This is a genomic window from Sphingomonas sp. Leaf67 (genome assembly GCF_001421965.1).
Classification (GTDB): domain Bacteria; phylum Pseudomonadota; class Alphaproteobacteria; order Sphingomonadales; family Sphingomonadaceae; genus Sphingomonas.
Map to the genome: position 1 here is coordinate 437,717 of NZ_LMLP01000021.1, position 20,154 is coordinate 457,870.

A 20,154-nucleotide genomic window follows, 5' to 3' on the forward strand; every position below is an offset into this window, starting at 1 on the left:
AGGCGGGAGTCCATATGCGCAGAGGTCGCCAATCCATTGGAAACCGTCGCGGCCATGGATTCCCGCCCACGCGAGAATGACGAAGCAAGATGGAGTCGTTGAATGTCGATCGGTCCTGATGAGCACGGCCGCGGACTGACGACATGAAACTCGCGAAGTCACTGGGGTCGGTCGGCGGGCTGACATTGGCCAGCCGCGTGCTGGCACTGGGCCGCGACTCGCTTCAGGCCACGTTCGTCGGCGCGGGGTTCGCGTCGGACGCGTTCCTCGTCGCCTTTCGCCTGCCCAACATGTTCCGCGCCCTGTTTGCCGAAGGGGCGTTCAACGCCGCCTTCGTGCCGCTCTTCAACAAGAAGGTGGCCGAGGGTGATGCGGCGGCGGAGGGTCAGGGGCTGCCCGCCGCGCTCGGCTTCGCGCAGGCGGTGCTGTCGGTACTGCTGCCGGTGCTGATCGCCGCGACGGTCGTGATGCTGATCGCCGCATGGCCGCTCACATATCTCCTATCGGGCGGGTTCAAGAACCCGACGACCGAACAATTCGTCTATGCGGTCATGCTGTCGCGGATCACCATTCCCTATCTGCTGCTGATCTCGATCGTGTCGCTTCTCGGCGCGATCCTTAATTCGCTCGATAAATTCTGGGTCAATGCCGCAGCACCCATCCTGCTGAACGTCGCGATGGTCGCCGGGCTGCTGTTCTTCCACGGCCCCGATCCGTACGCGACGGCGCGGGTACAGGCTTGGGCGGTCACCGTCGGCGGCGCGTTGCAGCTCGGCTGGGTGATGTTCGCCTGTCGTCAGGCCGGCGTCTCGCTCCGCCCGCAACGCCCGCGCCTGACCCCCGAAGTGCGCGAGATGCTGCGCCTGATCGTCCCCGCCGCGATCGGGGCGGGCGCGATGCAGATCAACCTGCTGATCTCGACCGCGCTGTCGGGGCGGCTGCTCGATCAGGGATCGATCTCGTACATCTATTATGCCGACCGGCTGAACCAGTTGCCGCTCGGGCTGATCGGCATCGGTCTCGGCACCATCCTGCTGCCCACCATTTCGCGGCAACTGGCGCGCAAGGAAGACGCGGCGGCGATGGACACCCAGAATCGCGGTATCGAACTGGCACTGTTGCTGACGCTGCCCGCGACCATCGCCTTCCTGACCGTCGCCGAACCGATCCTCCGGGCGCTGTTCCAGCATGGTGCCTTCGGTCCCGAGGATACGCTGCGCAGCGCCCAGTCGCTGGCCGCCTTCTCGCTCGGCCTGCCCGCCTATGTCCTGATCAAGGTGATGACGCCCGGCTTCTATGCGCGCGAGGATACGCGGACGCCGGTGCGGTTCGCGATGATATCGATCGTCATCAACATCGTCCTGAACCTCGCCTTCATCCCGACCATCGCCCATATTGGTCCACCGCTCGCCACCGCCGTCGCGGCATGGGTCAACTTCGCCATGCTCTATGTCACGCTCCGGCGACGCGGCCATTTCGCGTTCGACCGGCAACTGACCCATCGCCTGCCGCGCTTCGCCATCGCCGCGCTGCTGATGGGTGCGGCGCTGTTCTTCGCCGACCGCATCGTCGCGCCATGGACCACCGGCGAAGTGCTGACCCGCATCATCGGCATGGTCGCGCTGGTCGGCGCCGGGGCCGTCGTCTACGGCCTTGCCTGCCTTGCCACCGGAGCGTTCCGGCTGGCCGATCTCCGCGCGCTGCTGCGTCGGCGCGCCGCCTGATAGGAAACAGAAATGCGTGTCGTCTCCGGCATCCAGACCACCGGCAACCTTCACCTCGGCAATTATCTGGGCGCGATCCGCAACTGGGTACGGTTGCAGGACCGGATGGGCGTCGACGAGGTCTGCCTGTTCTTCCTCGCCGACCTTCACGCGCTGACCGTGACGCAGGACCCGCAGGAAATGGCGTCGAACACGATCGAAATGGCGGCAACGCTGCTGGCGGCCGGCATCGATCCCGACCGCTCGATCCTGTTCAATCAGGCGCGGGTGCCGGCGCATAGCGAACTGGCGTGGATCCTTGGCGGCACCGCCCGCGTCGGCTGGCTCAATCGCATGACCCAGTGGAAGGACAAGGCCGGCAAGAACCGCGAAGGTGCCAGTGTCGGCCTGTTCACCTATCCGGTGCTCCAGGCCGCCGACATTCTTGCGTACCGGGCGACGCACGTTCCGGTCGGCGAGGACCAGAAGCAGCATCTCGAACTCGCGCGCGACATCGCGACCAAGTTCAACCTCGATTTCAACGTCGATCTGTTCCCGCTGCCCGAACCGATGATTCCGGAGGATACGCCGCGAATCATGAGCTTGCGCGACGGCACCGCCAAGATGTCCAAGTCCGACCCGTCGGACCTGAGCCGCATCAACCTGATCGATTCGGACGATCAGATCATGGCCAAGTTCCGCAAGGCCAAGACCGATCCGGAACCCCTGCCGTCCGAAGTCGCCGGGCTGGCGGAGCGGCCCGAGGCGCGCAACCTCGTCACCATCTATGCCGCGCTGTCGGGGGAGACGTCGCAGGACGTACTCGCCAACTTCGGCGGCCAGGGGTTCGGCGCGTTCAAGCCCGCGCTTGCCGATCTGGCGGTCGCCAAGCTCGGCCCGATCCGCGACCGGCTGGTGGCGCTGCTCGGCGATCGCGCGGCGGTCGGAGCGACACTGGCCAAGGGCGCGGCGAAAGCCGAGGCGCTGGCCCGGCCTACCCTGTTGGCGGCGCAGCAGGCGTTGGGGCTGCAAGTTTGAATATTTGTTTTATTTAATCGGATGCCACGGATAATTATGTGTTGTCCGTGGCACCTTCGTCACCTTATGCGTTCGGGAACACCCACTACAGGGGAAGCCGTTCGTGACCAGCACCACCGTCGACACCAAGCCCTTTACCGATCAGAAGCCCGGCACGTCGGGCCTGCGCAAGAAGGTGCGGGTATTCCAGCAACCGCATTACGCCGAAAACTTCATCCAGTCGGTGTTCGACGTGGTCGAGGGGAAGGCCGGCGCGACGCTGGTGATCGGCGGCGACGGCCGCTATCTGAACCGTGAGGTCATCCAGACCGCGATCCGCATGGCCGCCGCCAATGGCTTCGCCCGCGCGATCGTCGGACAGGGCGGCATTCTGTCGACCCCCGCCGCCTCGAACGTCATCCGCCAGCGCGGTGCGATCGGCGGGCTCGTCCTGTCGGCCAGCCATAATCCCGGCGGCCCGGACGAAGACTTCGGCATCAAATACAACGTGTCGAACGGTGGCCCCGCGCCCGAAAGCTTCACCGACGCGCTCTATGCCCGCACGCTGGAGATCGACCGCTATGCCATCAGCGACGTGACCGGCATCGACCTCGATTCGCTCGGCGAACAGGATGTCGACGGCATGACCGTCGAGGTGGTCGATTCGGTCGCCGCCTATGCCGACCTGATGGAGACGCTGTTCGATTTCGCCGCGATCCGCGACCTGATCGCCGGTGGCTTCCGCCTGTCGTTCGACGCGATGAGCGCGGTGACCGGTCCCTATGCGACCGAGATCCTCGAACGCCGTCTCGGTGCCGCACCGGGTACCGTCGTCAACGGCACCCCCCTGCCCGATTTCGGCGGGCATCACCCAGACCCCAATCTGGTCCACGCCCATGAATTGTACGAACGGATGATGGCTGCCGACGCACCCGATTTCGGCGCGGCGTCGGACGGCGACGGCGACCGGAACCTCATCATCGGCCGCGGCATCTTCGTGACGCCGTCCGATTCGCTCGCGGTACTCGCCGCCAACGCCCATCTCGCCCCGGCGTACAAGGACGGCATCGCCGGCATCGCCCGTTCGATGCCGACCTCCGCCGCCGCCGACCGCGTCGCGCAGGCGCTGAACGTGCCGCTGTACGAAACGCCGACCGGCTGGAAATTCTTCGGCAATCTGCTCGACGCCGGCCTAGTCACCATTTGTGGCGAGGAAAGCGCCGGCACCGGCTCGAACCATGTCCGGGAGAAGGACGGGCTATGGGCGGTGCTGCTCTGGCTCAACATTCTTGCCGCCCGCCGCCAGCCGGTCGCCGAGATCATGGCGGATCATTGGGCGCGCCATGGCCGCAACTATTATGCCCGGCATGACTATGAGGGCGTCGAACAGGCGGGGGCCGACGCGCTGGTGGCGTCGCTGCGCGATCGTCTCGCTACGCTGCCGGGCACCATGATCGGCGACCTGACCGTGTCGGAGGCGGACGACTTCGCCTATCATGACAGCACCGACGGATCGGTCAGCCGCAAACAGGGCGTCCGCATCCTGTTCGCCGACGGATCGCGCATCGTGTTCCGCCTGTCGGGTACCGGCACGCAGGGCGCGACGCTGCGTGTCTATATCGAACGCTACGAACCGGCCGAGGGCGATCTGGCGCAGGAAACCGGTAATGCGCTGGCCCCGCTGGTCGCCGCTGCCGAGACGCTCGCCGCGATCCAGCAGCATACCGGCCGCAACGAGCCGGACGTCATTACGTAAAAGGGTTCACGCAAAGGCGCGAAGGCGCGGAGGGGTTGTGTTCGCAGCACCCCCTCCGCGATCGGGAGACGCCTGCGCTGGCGGCGACCGCGCAGGAAATGCCGCCCGCGCGGGCAAGGGTAGCGTCTGACGCAACTCCTCCGCGTCTTCGCACCTTCGCGTGAATCAATTCTACGTAAATCCGCTCAACCCTCGAGCGAGCGCAGCAACGTCCGCACCGCACTGTCGATCTCGCGATCGACCCCGCGCAGTTCTTCGATCCGCCGAACAGCGTGGATCACTGTCGAATGGTCGCGATTGCCGAACTTGCGCCCGATCTCGGGCAGCGAGCGCGTCGTCAGCCGCTTGGCGAGATACATCGCCACCTGCCGCGGCCGCGCGATCGCCTGCGCCCGCCGGGCAGAAATCAGGTCGAGCTGCTTGACCTCGAAATGCGCGGACACCGCGCGCTGGATGTCATCGATCGTGACCCGCTTGGCCGGCCCGGCCAGCATCTCGCCCAGCGTCGCATGGGCGAACGCCATATCGATCGTATCGCCGGTCAGCGAGGCATAGGCGATCAACCGGTTCAGCGCACCTTCCAGTTCGCGCACGCTGCCGCGAATACGTCCGGCCAGCAGTTCGAGCACATCCTCGGGCACGACGATGCCGGGCACCTCGGCCAGCTTCGCCGCGAGGATCGCATGGCGCAGCTCGGTTTCCGGCAGCTTGATGTCGGCGACCAGCCCCCCGCCCAGCCGCGACAGCAGCCGGGGATCGATGCCCTCCAGCAGCCCCGGCGAACGGTCGCAGGCGATCACCACCCGCTTGCCCGCATCCATGAACGCGTTGATCGTGTGCAGGCATTCCTCCTGCGTCGCATCCTTGCCCGCCACGAATTGCAGGTCGTCGATCATCAGCAGATCGACCCCGCGCAGCCGCGCCTTGAATCCATGGGTATCGCGCGCGCGCATCGCCGCGACGAATTCGAACATGAACCGCTCGGCCGGCAGATAGGTCGCGCTTGCCGCCGGATCGGCGTCGAGGAACGCATGACCGATCGCATGCATCAGATGCGTTTTGCCAAGGCCGGTACCGCTATGCAGGAATAGCGGGCTGAAACGCGGCGCGCCCGGCTCGGCCACCGCCTTGGCGGCATTGAACGCGACTCGATTCGATGCCGAAACGACGAACCGGTCGAAACGATAGCGCGGATCGAACACCGGACGGTCGCCGGGCACCCGCTGCGGCACGGCGGCCGCGAAGGCCACCGGCGGCGCGACGGGGGCTGGCGCCGATTCCGGCAATACGGCCGGCGGTACGATTCGCGATTGCAGCGCGCTCGCCGTTTCGACCACCACGTCGCGCACTTCCGGCAATTGCGCCCGGAATTCGTGCGTCAGGCGTTCGGCATAATGATTGCGGACCCAATCGGTCATGAAGGCCGACGGCAGCGTCAGGCGGACGACGCCATCGCCATCGGGGGCGACCAGTTCCATCGGCTTCAGCCACCGGTCGAACAGCCGCTGTCCGGCGGACGCACGCAGGTTCTGGCGCACGCAGGCCCATGCCGCGGCAACCTCAACCTGACCATGATCCACCGGTTTCGTCACGCAGATACACCCCTCCCGCCCGGAGAATCAGCTTCTCCGCCACGGTTCATCCATCGTTTAAAAGCCCCCCTGACCGCGCCGGAGCGACGATCGTACACGGAGATTCGTGCGGGCCCCGACCACCGCTATCGGCGTCGGGAAGTGCTGTTTAGGAACCGCGACGCCGATCGATCAAGTCACGAAACCGAAATAAAGGCGGTTGACAGCGCCCCAGCGGCGGAAACCCGTTGGATTTATTTTTTAGCGTTTTACGTCAATATCTTAGCGAACTTTCGCTTGGTCCGAATCCTCGAATCCACGGATTTCCGCCGTTTTCCCGGGCGTTGATTCGGCGCGGTTTGCAGGAACCATTCCAGCGCGGGACGGGCGCTTCGGACCGACGTGTGACACCGTGATCAGGCGACGCAAGAAACCCCGCCGACCATAGGGTCGACGGGGTTGATCCTGTCCGACGGGGACGAAGCGATCAGGCGATCGCGCCGACCGCCTTCGTCAGACGCGAGAACTTGCGGCTTGCGGTGTTCTTGTGCAGCACGCCCTTGGCAACGCCACGGGCCAGTTCCGGCTGCACGCTCGCCAGCGCGGTGGTCGCCGCTTCGCGGTCACCCGCGACGATCGCTGCTTCGACCTTCTTTACGAAGGTACGGATGCGGCCAACGCGCGCACCATTGATTTCCGCACGACGCGCATTGCGCCGGATACGCTTCTTCGCCTGTGGCGTATTCGCCATGCCGTCCTCGACTCTCGCAAATGATTGGTGCCGATCGAACAATCCGACCGGAGAAGGTGCGCCCCTTAACTGGTCGGGCGCGCCAGGTCAACTATTGCTGGCAGGATCGGCACCAGAAGGTGGAGCGGCCGCCGTCGACGCGCCGCTCGACGATGCCGCCGCACGGGCATGGTTCGCCCTCGCGACCATAGACCCTGAATTGTTTCGAGAAATAGCCCAGTTCGCCATCGGGACGGGCATAATCGCGCAGGGTCGATCCCCCTGCCTCGATCGCCGATAACAGCACCGCGCGGGTCGCATCCACCAGCGGCGCCAGCCGTTCGCGCGCGATTTGCCCCGCCGGTCGAGTCGGCGAAATGCCCGCGACGTTCAGCGCCTCGCACACATAGATATTACCGAGTCCCGCGACGATTCGCTGATCGAGCAGCAGGATCTTGACCGGTGCGATCCGCCCCGCGAACCGCCGCTCCAGATGCTCCGCGGTGAAGTCCGGTCCCAGCGGCTCGGGCCCTAGTGCGGCAAAGGGCGGCCATGCCGCGACCCCGGCGGTCGGCAACAGGTCGACCGACCCGAAGCGGCGCGGATCGTTCAGCACCACCTGCCGCCCGGCATCGGTCGCCAGTACCAGATGATCATGGGCCAGCAGCTCGACCGGATCGACGCGCCAGCGGCCGGACATGCCGAGATGGAAGATGAACGTATCGTCGCGATCGGTCTCGATCAGCCCGTATTTGGCGCGACGCGACAGGCCGGTCACTGTCGCCCCGGTCAGCCGCTGCCCCAGATCGACCGGCATCGCCCGGCGAAGATCGGCACGATTCGCGATGACCCGCGCCAGCCGCTGACCGGTCAATACGGGTGCCAGACCGCGAACGGTGGTTTCTACCTCGGGAAGTTCGGGCATGCGGTCTTTCGGCTGACCGGTCGATGGCACCGGTATGTACGCCGGAAAGCTAGGTTCGGTTTGCTCCGGCCACAAGGCACCGCTAGGGCAGTCTCCATGAACGACACGGTATCCTTCGGTTACGAAGATGTGGCTCCCGCGGAAAAAACCAAGCGCGTCGGCGATGTCTTCGCCAGCGTCGCCTCGCGCTACGACCTGATGAACGACGCGATGTCGGGGGGCATGCACCGGTTGTGGAAGGACCGGTTCGTCGCGCGGGTAAAGCCGCAAAAGGGCGAATCGATCCTCGACATGGCCGGCGGCACCGGCGACATCGCGTTCCGCATGGCGAAGGCCGGCGCGCACATCACCGTCGCCGACATCAACCCGGCGATGCTGGGCGTGGGCATGGAACGCGCCGAAAAGCGTGGCATCGACGGTCTGCTCTGGTCCGAACAAAATGCCGAGACTCTCGATTTCGGCGACCGGGCGTTCGACGGCTATACGATCGCGTTCGGTATCCGCAACGTGACCGACATCCCCAAGGCGTTGCGCGAGGCGCACCGCGTGCTGAAGCGCGGCGGGCGCTTCTTCTGTCTCGAATTCTCGACGGCGACGTGGCCGGGCTTTGCCGATGTCTACGACCATTATTCGCACAAGCTGGTGCCCAAGCTCGGCAAGCTGCTGGCGAATGACGAGGACAGCTATCGCTATCTGATCGAATCGATCCGCCGCTTCCCCGACATGCCGACCTTCGAACGGATGATCGGCGAGGCGGGCTTCATCCGCACGCGGGTGGAACCGATCATGGGCGGGCTGGTCGCGATCCATAGCGGGTGGAAGATTTGATGCGGCATGCATCAAACCCCCGCGCAGGCGGGGGTCCAGGGCAAAAGGCCGCATGACGTCGACCCTCACCCATTACTGGCGCATCCTGAAATGGGGGCGCACGCTCGCGCGCCATGGCGCGTTGATCGAGCTCGAGCGCAACCCGCGCACGCCGCCGCGCCTGCGCCGGGTCGTGCGTCTCGCCCGGCTGGGCGCGCGCGTCCCCGCGACTCCGCGCTATGCCGAGGCGTTCGCGGCGCTGGGACCGGCGGCGATCAAGCTGGGCCAGACGCTCGCCACCCGCCCCGATCTGGTCGGCGAGGATGTGGCGCAGGACCTGTTGTCGCTGCAGGACGCGCTGCCGCCGCTGTCATGGGCCGTGGTGCGCCCGGCGATCGAGTCGGGGCTGGGCCAGCCGATCGAGCGCCTGTTCCAGTCGATCGAGGAAAGCCCGGTCGGTGCCGCGTCGATCGCACAGGTCCACCGCGCCATCACCACCGACGGCCGCCGGGTCGCGGTGAAGGTGCTGCGGCCAGGCGTCGAGGCCCAGTTCTTCGACGCGATCGACACCTATGAATGGGCCGCCGCCCGCATGGAGACGATGGGCGGCGAACTGCGGCGGCTGCGCCCGCGCCTCGTGATCGAGACGATGAAGCGCTGGACCGCGCGCGAACTCGACCTGCGCCGCGAAGCCGCTTCCGCGTCGGAACTGGCACAGGGGATGGAGGCGGAGCCCGACTTCACCATTCCCGACATCGACTGGCAGCGGACCACGTCCAAGATCCTGACCACCGAGTGGATCGACGGCATCAAACTGTCGAACCGCCCGGCGCTGATCGCGGCGGGGCACGACCTGCACGCGATGGCGACACGGCTGGTCCGCGCGTTCCTGCGACAGGCGATCGCCGACGGGTTCTTCCATGCCGATATGCACCAGGGCAATCTGTTCGCCCTGCCCGATGGTCGCATCGCCGCGATCGATTTCGGGATTATGGGCCGGATCGACCGCCGGGCGCGGGTTTGGTTGGCCGAGATCCTGTATGGCCTCATTACCGGGGACTATAAGCGCGTCGCGGAGATCCATTTCGAGGCGGGCTATGTCCCCGCCCATCACAACGTCGCCGAATTCGCCACCGCGCTGCGTGCCGTCGGCGAACCGATGCGCGGGCTGGCGGTCAAGGACATGTCGGTCGGCATGATGCTCGATTCGCTGTTCAACATCACCCGCGACTTCGACATGGAAACGCAGCCGCACCTGCTGCTGCTGCAAAAGACGATGGTGATGGTCGAGGGGGTCGCGACCGCGCTCGATCCCGACATCAACCTGTGGGAGACGGCGGCGCCGTTCGTGCGCGGCTGGATTCGCGATGAGCTGGGGCCGGAGGCGATGGTCGCCGACCGGATCATCACCGACCTGCGCACCTTTGCCCGGCTGCCCGACCTGATCCGCAATATCGAGGCGCGCTATCCCGCGCCCGGCGGTGCCCCGCCCTCCCCGCCGCTGCCCGAGGTCGCCGTCGTCCGCGTCGGCGGCGGCTGGCGCTATGCGGCGGTCGGGATCGTCGGCGGCCTCGTCGGTGCGGCCTCGGCGATGCTGCTGGGATGATCCGCGCGCGACCGCCGGTCTGGCTGTCGTGCTCCAGCCGGTTCGCGACGCTGCGGCCCGGCATGGCGCTTGGCATCGCGCTGCTGGCGCTTGCCCTGCTGGCATCGGCCTGGTTCCTGCCGGCCGAGGACACGGCCCGCGACGCGCCGCTCGGTGTCGACATCTATGCCTCGGTCGTCGACGGTCTGCGGAGCGGTGGCGATTATTATGCCGTTGCTGCGCAGGAACTGCGCGCCAATCGTACCCCGCTCCACCCCTTCCCCGCGATCCGCCTGCCGACGCTGAGCGTGGTGCAGGCAGCGCTGCCCGACCTCGTCTCGATCCTGTTGCTGATCGCCATCGCCGCCGCCGCCGGCCTGGCATGGAGCCGGCGGATCGGCGGCTGGTTCGAACGCGGCCCGCCGCGCATCGCCGCGCTGTTCCTGCTGGCCGGCGGCATGGTCGCGTTCGTCCAGCCGTCGCTGGTGGCGTTCCACGACCTATGGGCCGGGCTGCTGATCGCATGGTCGCTGGCGATCCGGCGCGAGGACCGCTGGGTCGAGGCGGTCGCACTGGCACTGTGCGCGATGGTGATCCGGGAAACGGCGGCGCTCTATGCACTGGCGATGCTGGCGGCGGCACTGCTGGACGGGCGTCGGCGCGAGGCGCTGGGCTGGGTCGCGGCGCTGCTGGTGTTCGTCGCCATCCTGCTGCTCCATGCCCGCGCGGTCGCGCTGGTCGCCGGGCCGCTCGACGCGGTGTCGCCCGGCTGGAGCGGTCTGCACGGCCCCGGCCTGTTCGCTTCCGCCATGGCACGATCGACCGCGCTCATCATCCTGCCATGGTGGCTGGGCGCGCCGCTGGCGATGCTGGCGATGCTCGGCTGGGCGGCGGCACCGGGCCCGCTCGGCGGACGTGCCGCGCTGACCTTTGGCGGATATGCGCTGGCGATCGCGGTGTTCGCACGCACCGACAACTTCTACTGGGCGCTCGCCGCCGCCCCTGCCTATCTGGTGGGCATGGCGTTTCTTCCCGACGCGGTACGCGATCTGGCCCGGCCGATCCTCGACAGGCGGCGTGTTCGGGTGCAGAGAATTACCCGATGACACGCATATTGCTGATCGTCGGTGGCGGCATCGCCGCGTACAAGGCGTGCGAGCTGATCCGCCTGTTGCGCGGCCGCGGCCATAGCGTCCGCTGCGTGCTTACCGATGGCGGCGCGCAGTTCGTGACGCCGATGACGCTGGCGGCGCTGAGCGAACAGCCGGTCCATACCAGCCTGTGGGACCTGAAGGACGAGGCGGAAATGGGCCATATCCAGCTTAGCCGCCAGGCCGACCTGGTGGTCGTCGCCCCCGCCACTGCCGATCTGCTCGCCCGCATGGCGGCGGGCATGGCCGACGATCTCGCCACCACGCTGCTGCTCGCCACCGACAAGCCGGTGCTGGCCGTCCCGGCGATGAACGTCCGCATGTGGCAACATGCCGCGACCACCGACAATGTCGCGACCCTGCGCCGGCGCGGCGTGACCGTCCTCGACCCCGATGACGGGGCAATGGCCTGCGGCGAATTCGGCCCCGGCCGCCTGCCCGAACCGCCCGCGATCGTCGCCGCGATCGAGGCGATGACGACCCCGACCAACCCGTCGCTGGCCGGTCGCCATGTGCTGGTGACCGCCGGCCCGACGCATGAGGCGATCGATCCGGTCCGCTATCTCGCCAACCGCTCCTCGGGCAAACAGGGTTTCGCCATCGCCGCCGCGTGCGCTGCGCGCGGTGCGCAGGTGACGCTGATCGCCGGGCCGGTGACTCTGCCGACCCCGCGGGGGGTGACGCGGGTCGATGTCGAATCGGCGCGCGACATGGCCAATGCGGTGGCACAGGCGCTGCCCGCCGACGCCGCCGTCATGGTCGCCGCCGTCGCCGACTGGCAGGTCGAGGCCGCCCCGTCCAAACTGAAGAAGGGCGACGGCCCGCCGACGCTCACCCTGCTGCCCAATCCCGACATCCTCGCCATGCTCGGCCGGTCGCCGCGCCGCCCGCGCCTGCTGGTCGGCTTCGCGGCCGAAACCGACGACGTGCTCGCCCATGCCACCGCCAAGCGCAGCGCCAAGAATGCCGACTGGATCGTCGCCAACGACGTGTCGGGCGATGTGATGGGCGGGGATCGCAACGCGGTCCACCTCGTCACCGCTGACGGTGTCGAACGCTGGTCCGACGCCGCGAAGACCGATATCGCGGCCCGGCTGGCCGACCGGATTGCCGATGCGCTGCTTTAGTCCCTTGCTGCTCCTTGCCGCTGTCGGCTGCGCCACGACCGCGCCGCCGCCGGTGACGCTGGCCGGTGCCAGTTTCGGCCCGACCGCGTCGCGCGATGTCCGCACCCTCGTCCTCGTGCTGCACGGCGACGGCGACGGCATGGTGCCCGCCGCGTTCAACGACGCCGCTCATGCCATTGCCGACGCGATCCCCGGCGCGCGCGCGGTCGCGTTGCTGCGGCCCGGTTATCGCGACATGGCGGGCAACGCATCGCCCGGCACCCGCGGCGGGACCGACGGCGACAGCTATACCGCCGATCGTGTGGCGGCGGTCGCCGATGCGATTGCGGGCTGGCGCACCCGCTATCCACAGGCGCGCGTGATCCTCGTCGGGCAATCGGGCGGGGCGGCGATGGCGGCGACGTTGATGGGGGTCCGTCCGGGGCTGGTCGACGGCGTCGTGCTGGCGGGTTGCCCGTGCATGTTGCCCGAATGGCGCAAATATCGCGCGAATCAGGGGGCGGCCGGGTTCAGGACGGCAGTGGACAGCTTCGATCCTTTGCAGACCGTCGGCGGCGTCGCGCCATCGACCCGCGTCGCGCTGCTGGTGGGTGCCGACGACCGGGAAACGCCGCTGCGCTTTTCGCGCGGCTATGCCGAGGCGCTGGCGCTGCGCGGCATCGCCACCGATTACCGCGTCCTGCCCGGGCGCGGGCATGACCTGTTGCGCGACGGCGACCTGATCGATGCGGTACGCCGCATGGCCGCCGCGCCGCCCACGGCCCCGCAACGCAATGCGATGGTGACGCCGTGATCCCGATCCGCCTGCGGCGCCTGCCCCATGGGCATGACCTGCCGCTGCCCGCCTATGCCACCGCCGGTGCGGCGGGCATGGACGTGGTCGCCGCCGAGGAGGTCGAACTTGCCCCCGGTGCGCGCCACGCCGTCGCGACCGGCTTCGCTATCGCGATCCCCGATGGGTTCGAGGTACAGGTCCGCCCACGCTCGGGCCTCGCGCTTAAAAATGGCATCACCTGCCTGAACACCCCCGGGACGATCGACAGCGATTATCGCGGGGAAGTGAAGGTGATTCTAGCCAATCTCGGCGACCAACCGTTCCGCGTCGTGCGCGGCGAACGCATCGCGCAGCTCGTCCCTGCCGCCGTCACCCGCGCCGACGTGATCGAGGTCGATACGCTCGACGATACCGCACGCGGCACCGGCGGATTCGGCTCGACCGGGCGATGACGCTGCTGACCCTTTTAACGCTGGTGCAGGCGATGCCGCTGGTGCCGACGCCGGTGCCCGCCGCTCCCCCGATCGCCCGGTCGCCGATCGACTGGGCCGCCCTGCCGCCCCTGCCCTATCGCCGGACTCCGCAACCGACGACGTCGATGGTCAATTTCGTCGTGACCGAACTGCGTCGCAACGAATGCCCGCGCCCCATGCCGGTGATGGGCCGCACCCAGTTGCAGGTCGACGTCGCGGTGCTGATCGGCGAGGATGATCTGGTCCGTGCCACCATCCCCCGTGCGATCGGCTGTCCGACCGTTGAACAATATGGTGCCGGGCTGGTCGTCAGCTTCGCACGCGGCAATCTGATGCCGCACTTCGTCAAAGGTGGCAGCTGGTACCGCGCATCGTTGCGGTTCGACTGGACCGAATGACCTTTTCCGACGCCGAACTCGATCGCTACGCCCGCCACCTCGTCCTGCGCGAGATCGGCGGCGCGGGACAGGCGGCGCTGAAGGCCGCGCGTGTCGTCGTCATCGGCGCGGGCGGTATCGGTTCGCCCGCGCTGCAATATTTGGCGGCGGCGGGGGTCGGCACGCTGATCGTGATCGACGACGACCGGGTCGACGCCAGCAACCTGCAACGCCAGACGCTGTTCGGGGACGGCGATATCGGCACGGCCAAGGTGACCGCCGCCGCGCAGGCACTCGGCCGCATCAACCCGTATGTCACGGTCGAGCCGGTCGCCACGCGGATCGACGCGGCCAACGCCGGCAAGCTGCTCGCCGGGGCGGACGTGATCCTCGACGGCTGCGACAACTTCGCCACCCGCCTGATCGTCGCCGATGCCGCGCTGGCGGCGCGCGTTCCGCTGGTCTCGGCGGCGGTCGGCCAGTTCGAGGGGCAATTGGGGGTCTTTCGCGGCTGGGAAGCGCATCTGCCCTGTTATCGCTGCTTCGTCGGCAACGATCCCGCCCGCGCCGATGCCAGTTGCGCCGATCAGGGGGTGCTGGGCGCGCTGACCGGGGTGATGGGCAGCCTCGCCGCGCTGGAGACCATCCGCGCGATCGTCGGCTTCGGCGACGATCCGGCGGGCAAGCTGCTGGTCGCCGACCTGCTCGCCTTCCGCTTCCGCACCCTGTCGCTGCCGAAGGATCCGGGCTGCCGATGCGCGGGCTGACGATCGTCGTCGTCGCGCCCGACCCCGACCGCTTCCGCGCCGCCCTGACCATCGCCTGCGCCGCAGCGGCGCTGGGCGGCCGAACGCGGGTCTATCTGCATGAGGGAGCCGTGGCGCTGCTGGCGATGGCCGGGAGCGCGCCGGAGGGCTTGCCGAACCTGACCGGGCTTCGGGCCGTCGCGATCGAGAGCGGCGTCGAATTGATCGCCTGTCAGACCGGGCTCGCGCTCGCCGGGCTGGCGGCGGACGAAGCGGCGGTCGCGGCAGGTGGCATGATCGACCTGCTCGCGACGCTTGCCGACGACCGGCTGGTCACCGTGTAGACGGGGCGGAGGCCGCGGCCCCCGCCCGACCCGCTCAACCGTTGGCGAGCGCTTCCTGCGCGAACGCACGCACCGCCGGACCGATATCGGCCCGACCCAGCGCCACGGCGATGTTCGCCTGCACCCAGCCGGCCTTGTCGCCGCAATCGTACCGCTTGCCGTCGAACGTGAAGCCGTGGAACGGCTGGTTGCCGATCAGCTTGGCCATCGCGTCGGTCAGCTGGATTTCGCCACCCGCACCCGGCTCCTGCGAATCGAGAATCTGCATGACTTCGGGCTGCAAGATGTAACGGCCCGGAATCATCAGGTTCGACGGCGCCTTGCCCTTGGGCTTTTCGACCAGCGCGGTGACTTCGGTCAGGCGGCCGTCCTGCTTGCCGGGCGAGATGATGCCGTACTTGTCGGTCTCGCTGTCGGGCACTTCCAGCGCGCCGATGACGTTGCCGCCGACCTCATTATAGGCTTCGACCATCTGACGCAGGAAACCGCCCACCATCAGTTCGTCGGGCAGCAGCACCGCGAACGGCTCGTCGCCGACGATCTCACGCGCGCACCACACCGCATGGCCCAGGCCCAGCGGTTCCTGCTGGCGGACATAGACCGGGCTGCCCGGCTTCTGGCGGATGCCCTCGATCAGCGACATCGACTTGCCACGCGCCTTCATCGTCGCTTCCAGTTCGTAGGAAACGTCGAAATGATCCTCCAGCGCGCCCTTGCCGCGGCCGGTGACGAAAATGATCTGTTCGATGCCGGCCTCCAGCGCCTCTTCGACGGCGTACTGGATCAACGGCTTGTCGACGACCGTCAGCATTTCCTTCGGCATCGATTTGGTAGCGGGAAGAAACCGGGTGCCGAGGCCGGCGACTGGAAAGACTGCCTTGCGAACCTTCTTGATCGTCATCGTTTCATCCCCAAAATTTGCTGCGCCGCGATAGAGATACGCTGCGGAATTGGCAAACGACGTTTGCCTGCCGTACTGCCGGCTGCGGCATTGCGGCAGTTCATTGATCGTACAGCCCCTTTCCCCTAAGGGCGACGCGGATCATGGTGTTCTCCAAGCTATTTCGCAGGCCCGCAACCCCCGCCCCACGCGTTCCCGACGATGTCGTCGTGTATGCGATCGGTGACGTGCATGGGCGGCTCGATTGCCTCGACGATCTGCTTGGGCAGATCGACGCCGATCCGGCACGCGGCGGACGGCGGCCGGTGCTGGTTTTCCTCGGCGACCTGATCGATCGAGGCCCGGAATCGCGTGGCGTTGTCGACCGGGTCATGGCGATGTGCGCGGCCAGCGTCGATGTGCATTGCCTGTGCGGCAATCACGAGGAACTGCTGCTCTCCGCTGCAGAAGGTGCCCGCCAGGCGCTCGGCGTCTTCGCACGCGCCGGTGGCAAGGAAACGCTGCTGAGCTACGGCGTCGACGAAGCGGCCTATGAGCGAGAAGATCTGAAGGGCGTCCAGCGCCTGATCGCCGGGCATGTGCCGGCGGCGCATCTCGACTTTCTACGCGGCCTGCCCGACCAGTTGGTCGTTGGGGAGTATGTGTTCGTTCACGCCGGCATCCGCCCCGGCGTTCCGCTCGATGCGCAGAAATCCTCGGACTTGCGCTGGATTCGCTCGCCATTTCTCGACCATGTCGGCCGCTATGAACGTTTCGTCGTGCATGGCCACACCGTAACGCAAGATCCCGACATCCGCGCCAACCGCATCGGCATCGACACCGGTGCCTATCGCACCGGCCGATTGACCGCGCTGGTGCTGGAGGGGGACACGCGGCGGTTCCTGTCGACGGCCCTGTCCGCAGGCAACTACGCCGCAGCGGCGTAAACGCCAACCGTTCCTGAACAATGACAAGCACGGCAAGCCGCTGTGACTGGCATCGCCCGATGCGTTGATCGCCGGACGAACGAAAAAGGGCGCCCCAACGGAGCGCCCCTTCCCTAGACTGAAGCGCGGTTTCCCGCGCGAGCAATCAGTTGCTGTCCGAATCGCTGTCCGAATCGGCAACAACGACGATGCCCGCAACGACAGCAGCCGCGGCGAGAAGCGCCACGATGATGCCGCCGCCGGCCAGCTTTTCGCCCTTGGCGGCCGGAGCCGAAGCGCGAGCAACCGACAGCTTCGAAGCGTTGGCGGCGGTCGCAACCGTCGGAGCAACGGTCATCGAAACGGCCGAAGCCGCGATCAGCATGTTCTTAGCAAAACCCATGTCAACACTCCCTTGTATCTCTACACGTCGAGCGGCCCTTCGCATACGGTCCGCCCCCCTGCAAGCTTAATCATACCAATCACGGCCAACCGTTTCCGGTTCCGGACGAGCATAATACGCCTTGCGCACGGCTGAAACTCACCGGGGCGTGCCCGGTTTCGTTCGCAATCGCGGAAGTTCAGTATGCAATGCGGTACCAATTAGGGCAAGCGCACTGCGTCCGATGATGATCGGATTATCGGAGCGGCTGGTCGCGCGTCGCTATGATCGGCGGCACGTACGGGATCGGCGCGCCGGGCGGGATCGCCGCGATCTCCAAGGCGATATTTTCCGCACGTTTTCCTGCGGATGAATGGGTCCGGCTATGAAAAATGCCGCCGTCGATCCGGGCACCGGGTCCTTTCCAGAACGCAACGGCCGACGCCGGATCCCAACGCGCATTGCGGAGCAGATGGACGCTCAGCCGGTCGGCGTCGTCTTCGGTCATGCGAAAGATGCGTCCATTTCGGCCCAATTCGCGCAGCAGGCCACGACTTACCTTCGCCGCTTCAAGGCGGACATGGTGGCGCAGGATATTGTGCGACAATTCATGCGCAACGACGACGGCAAGTTGCGAATCGTCGAAACGTTCGAGAAACTGGCTGGAAATCTGCACCAGCCGGCCATCGGCGACGGCATCCATCGATGGTCCGACCCGCAATTCGAACAGCGTTCGACATCCGGGTGAGGCCGGGACGGTCACCGGGCGTTCCTGGCCTGCACGGCGCAGGATCATTGCCAACGGTCGATCGGACGGTTGCGCTTCCAGCATCACGGCGAAGGCGTCGCGGGTTGCGACATGACCACCGCCGCTCGCGACCGGCACCGGCCGTGCGTTTACGCTGACGATGGAATCGTTCGCTCGCACCCCGGCGCGGTCGGCGGGACTGCCGGGTACGACCGCTTCGACCGCGATCGCGGATTCGAAGCCGAAGGTCGTGCGGGCAGTCGCCTGCTCACTGACGTCATACTGATCGATGGCGTGCACGATCAGTCCGGTGACGGGCGCGCGATCGGCGCACAGCGCAGCATTGGCGTGGGCCAGCCGATAGCCGATCGCCCCCAGCCGCAGATCGGCAGCGCGAAGTGTTTCCAGGGTTGCCTGGTCCGTCCCGGTGGTGACGGCGGTATTCGGCGCAGCACCGATCGTCAGCAATATCGTCGCGAGCAAAACGGGGTGCCGTGTCCGAACCACCCGGCGATGCTCGGCGATCCAAGGAAAGCGAAAGGACATCCGTCACCGATAGCATGATCGCAAAGCCCAAGGCGATGCCGGACAGGCTGCCGGGTATCGGCCCACCGAAACGAAAAACGGCGCCGGAAACCTCCGACGCCGTTCTCGATCGAACCGGTCTCGCGTTTAACGCATGCCGGGCGGAAGCGCCTGTCCGGGGGGCGGTGCGCCGGCACCACCGCCCTGCTGCTGCATCATCTGTTGCATCTGCATCTGCTGCAGCACTGCCTCGGGGATGAATTCGATCATGTCGACATCGAACACCAGCACCTGCTTCGACAGTTTCTTGACCTCCGGCGACATCGGCGGCGCACCTTCGGGACGCGGTGCGCCATAGCCGAGCGCCGGCGGCAACCAGAAACGATATCGCGACCCCTTCGACATCAGCTTCAACGCCTCTCCGAACCCCGGAACGACCTGCTTGGGCGACATCGGGGTCGGGTTGCGGCTCTGGTCGAAGATCGTGCCGTCCGTCAACTTGCCGACATAGTTGATCAGCGTCACGTCGGCATCGGTCGGGGTCGGGCCGCTACCCTTGGTCAGCACTTCATATTGCAGACCGCTGGCAGTCGTGACGACGCCGGGCCGCGATGCATTGGCGGCAAGGAACGAGGCCGTTTCGCTGCGCGAACCAACCCAGGCGAAACCGGCCGCGACCAGCAACGCGAGCGCGATCCCGATCCACACCCAGACGATATGACGCTGCTTGACAGGCTGCAGCGGAACGGCAGTGACCGACATCGACACCCCTTTGGCACGCCTCGCGCACCCGATCTCAGGAAACCGGCGGCATCGTCGGCATCATCGCCGGCGGACCGCAATCGCGGAATTACCGGGCGCTGTCGCGCTCGAGGCGCTTGCGCTCCATCTTGCGCGCCCGGCTGATCGCTGCCGCCCGTTCGCGAGCGCGCTTTTCCGAAGGCTTTTCGTAATGACGACGCAGCTTCATTTCGCGATACACACCCTCGCGCTGCAGCTTCTTCTTAAGCGCGCGCAGGGCCTGATCGACATTATTTTCACGAACCATGATCTGCATGAGGTCGAAAAACTCCGGGTCTTTTCATTGCAATAGAATAGGGTTCGCCGAAGCATGGCCGCGGCGTGACGCTTTCCCCTAACAGGAGTGCTCTCTGCGGGCAAGCGTGAGCGCCTGCCGGGGTCAGAACAGCAGGTCGCCTCCGGCGCGTCGGGCCAATATCCGGCCGATCGCGTCAAACAACGCATCCATCGCCACCGGCTTGAACAGAACTTCGTCGGCGCCCGCGGCAAGACATCGCTCGGTCAGGTCGATCGCCGTATCGGCGGTGACGATGATGATCGGCAGCGTCTGTTTCGCATCCTCGCGCGCCCGCACGCGACGGATGACCTCGAACCCGTCCATGCCGGGCATCCGCAGGTCGAGCAGGACCAGATCGAATTCTTCCTCGTCGATCCGGCGCAGCCCGGCTTCGGCCAGATCCGCCTCGACCATGGTCGCACCGGCGACGTCCAGCATGTCGCGGACGACCCGGCGATTCATCGCGTCATCCTCGACGAACAGGATCCTCATGCGTCACCGATCCGAAGGATCGCCCTGTTTTCAAAG

General features: G+C 66.8%; 22 protein-coding genes. 13 read left to right on the forward strand and 9 right to left on the reverse strand.

What is annotated here, in order from left to right; genetic code table 11:
* Positions 1-143 precede the first annotated feature (143 nt).
* The 3 genes from murJ (at position 144) to ASE90_RS14190 (ending at position 4,476) form a co-directional block, all read left to right on the forward strand.
* Complete coding sequence (gene murJ / locus ASE90_RS14180) at positions 144-1,724, forward strand: murein biosynthesis integral membrane protein MurJ (protein WP_056001938.1); 1,581 nt, start codon at positions 144-146, stop codon at positions 1,722-1,724.
* Positions 1,725-1,736: 12 nt separating this feature from the next.
* Positions 1,737-2,741, forward strand: coding sequence for a tryptophan--tRNA ligase (gene trpS, locus ASE90_RS14185; protein WP_056001941.1), 1,005 nt, complete (start codon positions 1,737-1,739; stop codon positions 2,739-2,741).
* Positions 2,742-2,844: 103 nt separating this feature from the next.
* Entirely contained in the window at positions 2,845-4,476 is a 1,632-nt protein-coding gene (locus ASE90_RS14190; protein ID WP_056001945.1) for an alpha-D-glucose phosphate-specific phosphoglucomutase, read from the forward strand.
* 185 nt (positions 4,477-4,661) lie between these two features.
* Here ASE90_RS14190 and dnaA read toward each other — a convergent pair whose 3' ends face one another.
* From dnaA to mutM, 3 genes are all read right to left on the reverse strand, one after another.
* Positions 4,662-6,074: a chromosomal replication initiator protein DnaA gene (gene dnaA, locus ASE90_RS14195; protein WP_056001948.1), complete on the reverse strand. Its 1,413-nt coding sequence runs from the start codon at positions 6,072-6,074 to the stop codon at positions 4,662-4,664.
* Between the two features lie 460 nt (positions 6,075-6,534).
* A complete protein-coding gene (gene rpsT / locus ASE90_RS14200) occupies positions 6,535-6,798 on the reverse strand; it encodes a 30S ribosomal protein S20 (RefSeq protein ID WP_056001951.1) in 264 nt (87 codons plus the stop codon).
* A 91-nt stretch (positions 6,799-6,889) separates the two neighbouring features.
* Positions 6,890-7,702, reverse strand: a complete 813-nt coding sequence (gene mutM, locus ASE90_RS14205; RefSeq protein WP_056001954.1) for a bifunctional DNA-formamidopyrimidine glycosylase/DNA-(apurinic or apyrimidinic site) lyase — start codon at positions 7,700-7,702, stop codon at positions 6,890-6,892.
* Positions 7,703-7,798: 96 nt separating this feature from the next.
* Here mutM and ASE90_RS14210 point away from each other — a divergent pair, with 96 nt between their 5' ends.
* The 9 genes from ASE90_RS14210 to ASE90_RS14250 are packed head-to-tail and all read left to right on the forward strand — an operon-like array spanning position 7,799 to position 15,087.
* Positions 7,799-8,530, forward strand: a complete 732-nt coding sequence (locus ASE90_RS14210; RefSeq protein ID WP_056001957.1) for a class I SAM-dependent methyltransferase — start codon at positions 7,799-7,801, stop codon at positions 8,528-8,530.
* Positions 8,531-8,582: 52 nt separating this feature from the next.
* Complete coding sequence (ubiB, locus tag ASE90_RS14215) at positions 8,583-10,115, forward strand: 2-polyprenylphenol 6-hydroxylase (protein WP_056001960.1); 1,533 nt, start codon at positions 8,583-8,585, stop codon at positions 10,113-10,115.
* On the forward strand, positions 10,112-11,200 hold the full coding sequence (locus tag ASE90_RS14220) for a hypothetical protein (RefSeq protein WP_235531830.1): 1,089 nt from the start codon (positions 10,112-10,114) through the stop codon (positions 11,198-11,200). Before ubiB ends, ASE90_RS14220 begins: the two co-directional genes overlap by 4 nt.
* A complete protein-coding gene (gene coaBC / locus ASE90_RS14225) occupies positions 11,197-12,372 on the forward strand; it encodes a bifunctional phosphopantothenoylcysteine decarboxylase/phosphopantothenate--cysteine ligase CoaBC (protein ID WP_056001963.1) in 1,176 nt (391 codons plus the stop codon). Before ASE90_RS14220 ends, coaBC begins: the two co-directional genes overlap by 4 nt.
* Positions 12,359-13,165, forward strand: a complete 807-nt coding sequence (locus ASE90_RS14230) for an alpha/beta hydrolase family protein (RefSeq protein WP_156361590.1) — start codon at positions 12,359-12,361, stop codon at positions 13,163-13,165. The genes coaBC and ASE90_RS14230 overlap by 14 nt, the downstream gene beginning before the upstream one ends.
* Entirely contained in the window at positions 13,162-13,599 is a 438-nt protein-coding gene (gene dut / locus ASE90_RS14235; protein ID WP_056001966.1) for a dUTP diphosphatase, read from the forward strand. Before ASE90_RS14230 ends, dut begins: the two co-directional genes overlap by 4 nt.
* On the forward strand, positions 13,596-14,018 hold the full coding sequence (locus ASE90_RS14240) for a hypothetical protein (protein ID WP_056001969.1): 423 nt from the start codon (positions 13,596-13,598) through the stop codon (positions 14,016-14,018). Before dut ends, ASE90_RS14240 begins: the two co-directional genes overlap by 4 nt.
* Positions 14,015-14,764 carry a HesA/MoeB/ThiF family protein gene (locus tag ASE90_RS14245; protein WP_056001971.1) on the forward strand — a complete coding sequence of 250 codons (750 nt, stop codon included), beginning with the start codon at positions 14,015-14,017 and terminating at the stop codon, positions 14,762-14,764. Before ASE90_RS14240 ends, ASE90_RS14245 begins: the two co-directional genes overlap by 4 nt.
* Complete coding sequence (locus tag ASE90_RS14250; protein WP_056001974.1) at positions 14,752-15,087, forward strand: DsrE family protein; 336 nt, start codon at positions 14,752-14,754, stop codon at positions 15,085-15,087. Before ASE90_RS14245 ends, ASE90_RS14250 begins: the two co-directional genes overlap by 13 nt.
* Positions 15,088-15,121: 34 nt before the next feature.
* On the opposite strand, the gene galU is transcribed toward ASE90_RS14250, so the two are convergent.
* On the reverse strand, positions 15,122-15,988 hold the full coding sequence (gene galU, locus ASE90_RS14255; protein WP_056001976.1) for a UTP--glucose-1-phosphate uridylyltransferase GalU: 867 nt from the start codon (positions 15,986-15,988) through the stop codon (positions 15,122-15,124).
* Positions 15,989-16,131: 143 nt separating this feature from the next.
* Between galU and ASE90_RS14260 the strand changes: the two genes are divergently transcribed.
* Positions 16,132-16,914, forward strand: coding sequence for a metallophosphoesterase family protein (locus tag ASE90_RS14260; RefSeq protein ID WP_056001980.1), 783 nt, complete (start codon positions 16,132-16,134; stop codon positions 16,912-16,914).
* A 145-nt stretch (positions 16,915-17,059) separates the two neighbouring features.
* Here ASE90_RS14260 and ASE90_RS14265 read toward each other — a convergent pair whose 3' ends face one another.
* From ASE90_RS14265 to ASE90_RS14285, 5 genes are all read right to left on the reverse strand, one after another.
* Positions 17,060-17,278: a hypothetical protein gene (locus ASE90_RS14265; protein WP_200909493.1), complete on the reverse strand. Its 219-nt coding sequence runs from the start codon at positions 17,276-17,278 to the stop codon at positions 17,060-17,062.
* A 253-nt stretch (positions 17,279-17,531) separates the two neighbouring features.
* Positions 17,532-18,569, reverse strand: coding sequence for a M48 family metallopeptidase (locus ASE90_RS14270; protein ID WP_162235102.1), 1,038 nt, complete (start codon positions 18,567-18,569; stop codon positions 17,532-17,534).
* A gap of 126 nt (positions 18,570-18,695) precedes the next feature.
* Positions 18,696-19,310 (reverse strand): FKBP-type peptidyl-prolyl cis-trans isomerase, encoded by a 615-nt coding sequence (locus ASE90_RS14275; protein WP_056002359.1) that lies wholly within the window; start codon positions 19,308-19,310, stop codon positions 18,696-18,698.
* Between the two features lie 88 nt (positions 19,311-19,398).
* Positions 19,399-19,605, reverse strand: a complete 207-nt coding sequence (gene rpsU, locus ASE90_RS14280; protein ID WP_056001986.1) for a 30S ribosomal protein S21 — start codon at positions 19,603-19,605, stop codon at positions 19,399-19,401.
* 123 nt (positions 19,606-19,728) lie between these two features.
* The gene (locus tag ASE90_RS14285; RefSeq protein WP_056001989.1) at positions 19,729-20,118 is read right to left on the reverse strand and encodes a response regulator; all 390 of its coding nucleotides are present in this window, start codon (positions 20,116-20,118) and stop codon (positions 19,729-19,731) included.
* Positions 20,119-20,154: the final 36 nt, after the last annotated feature.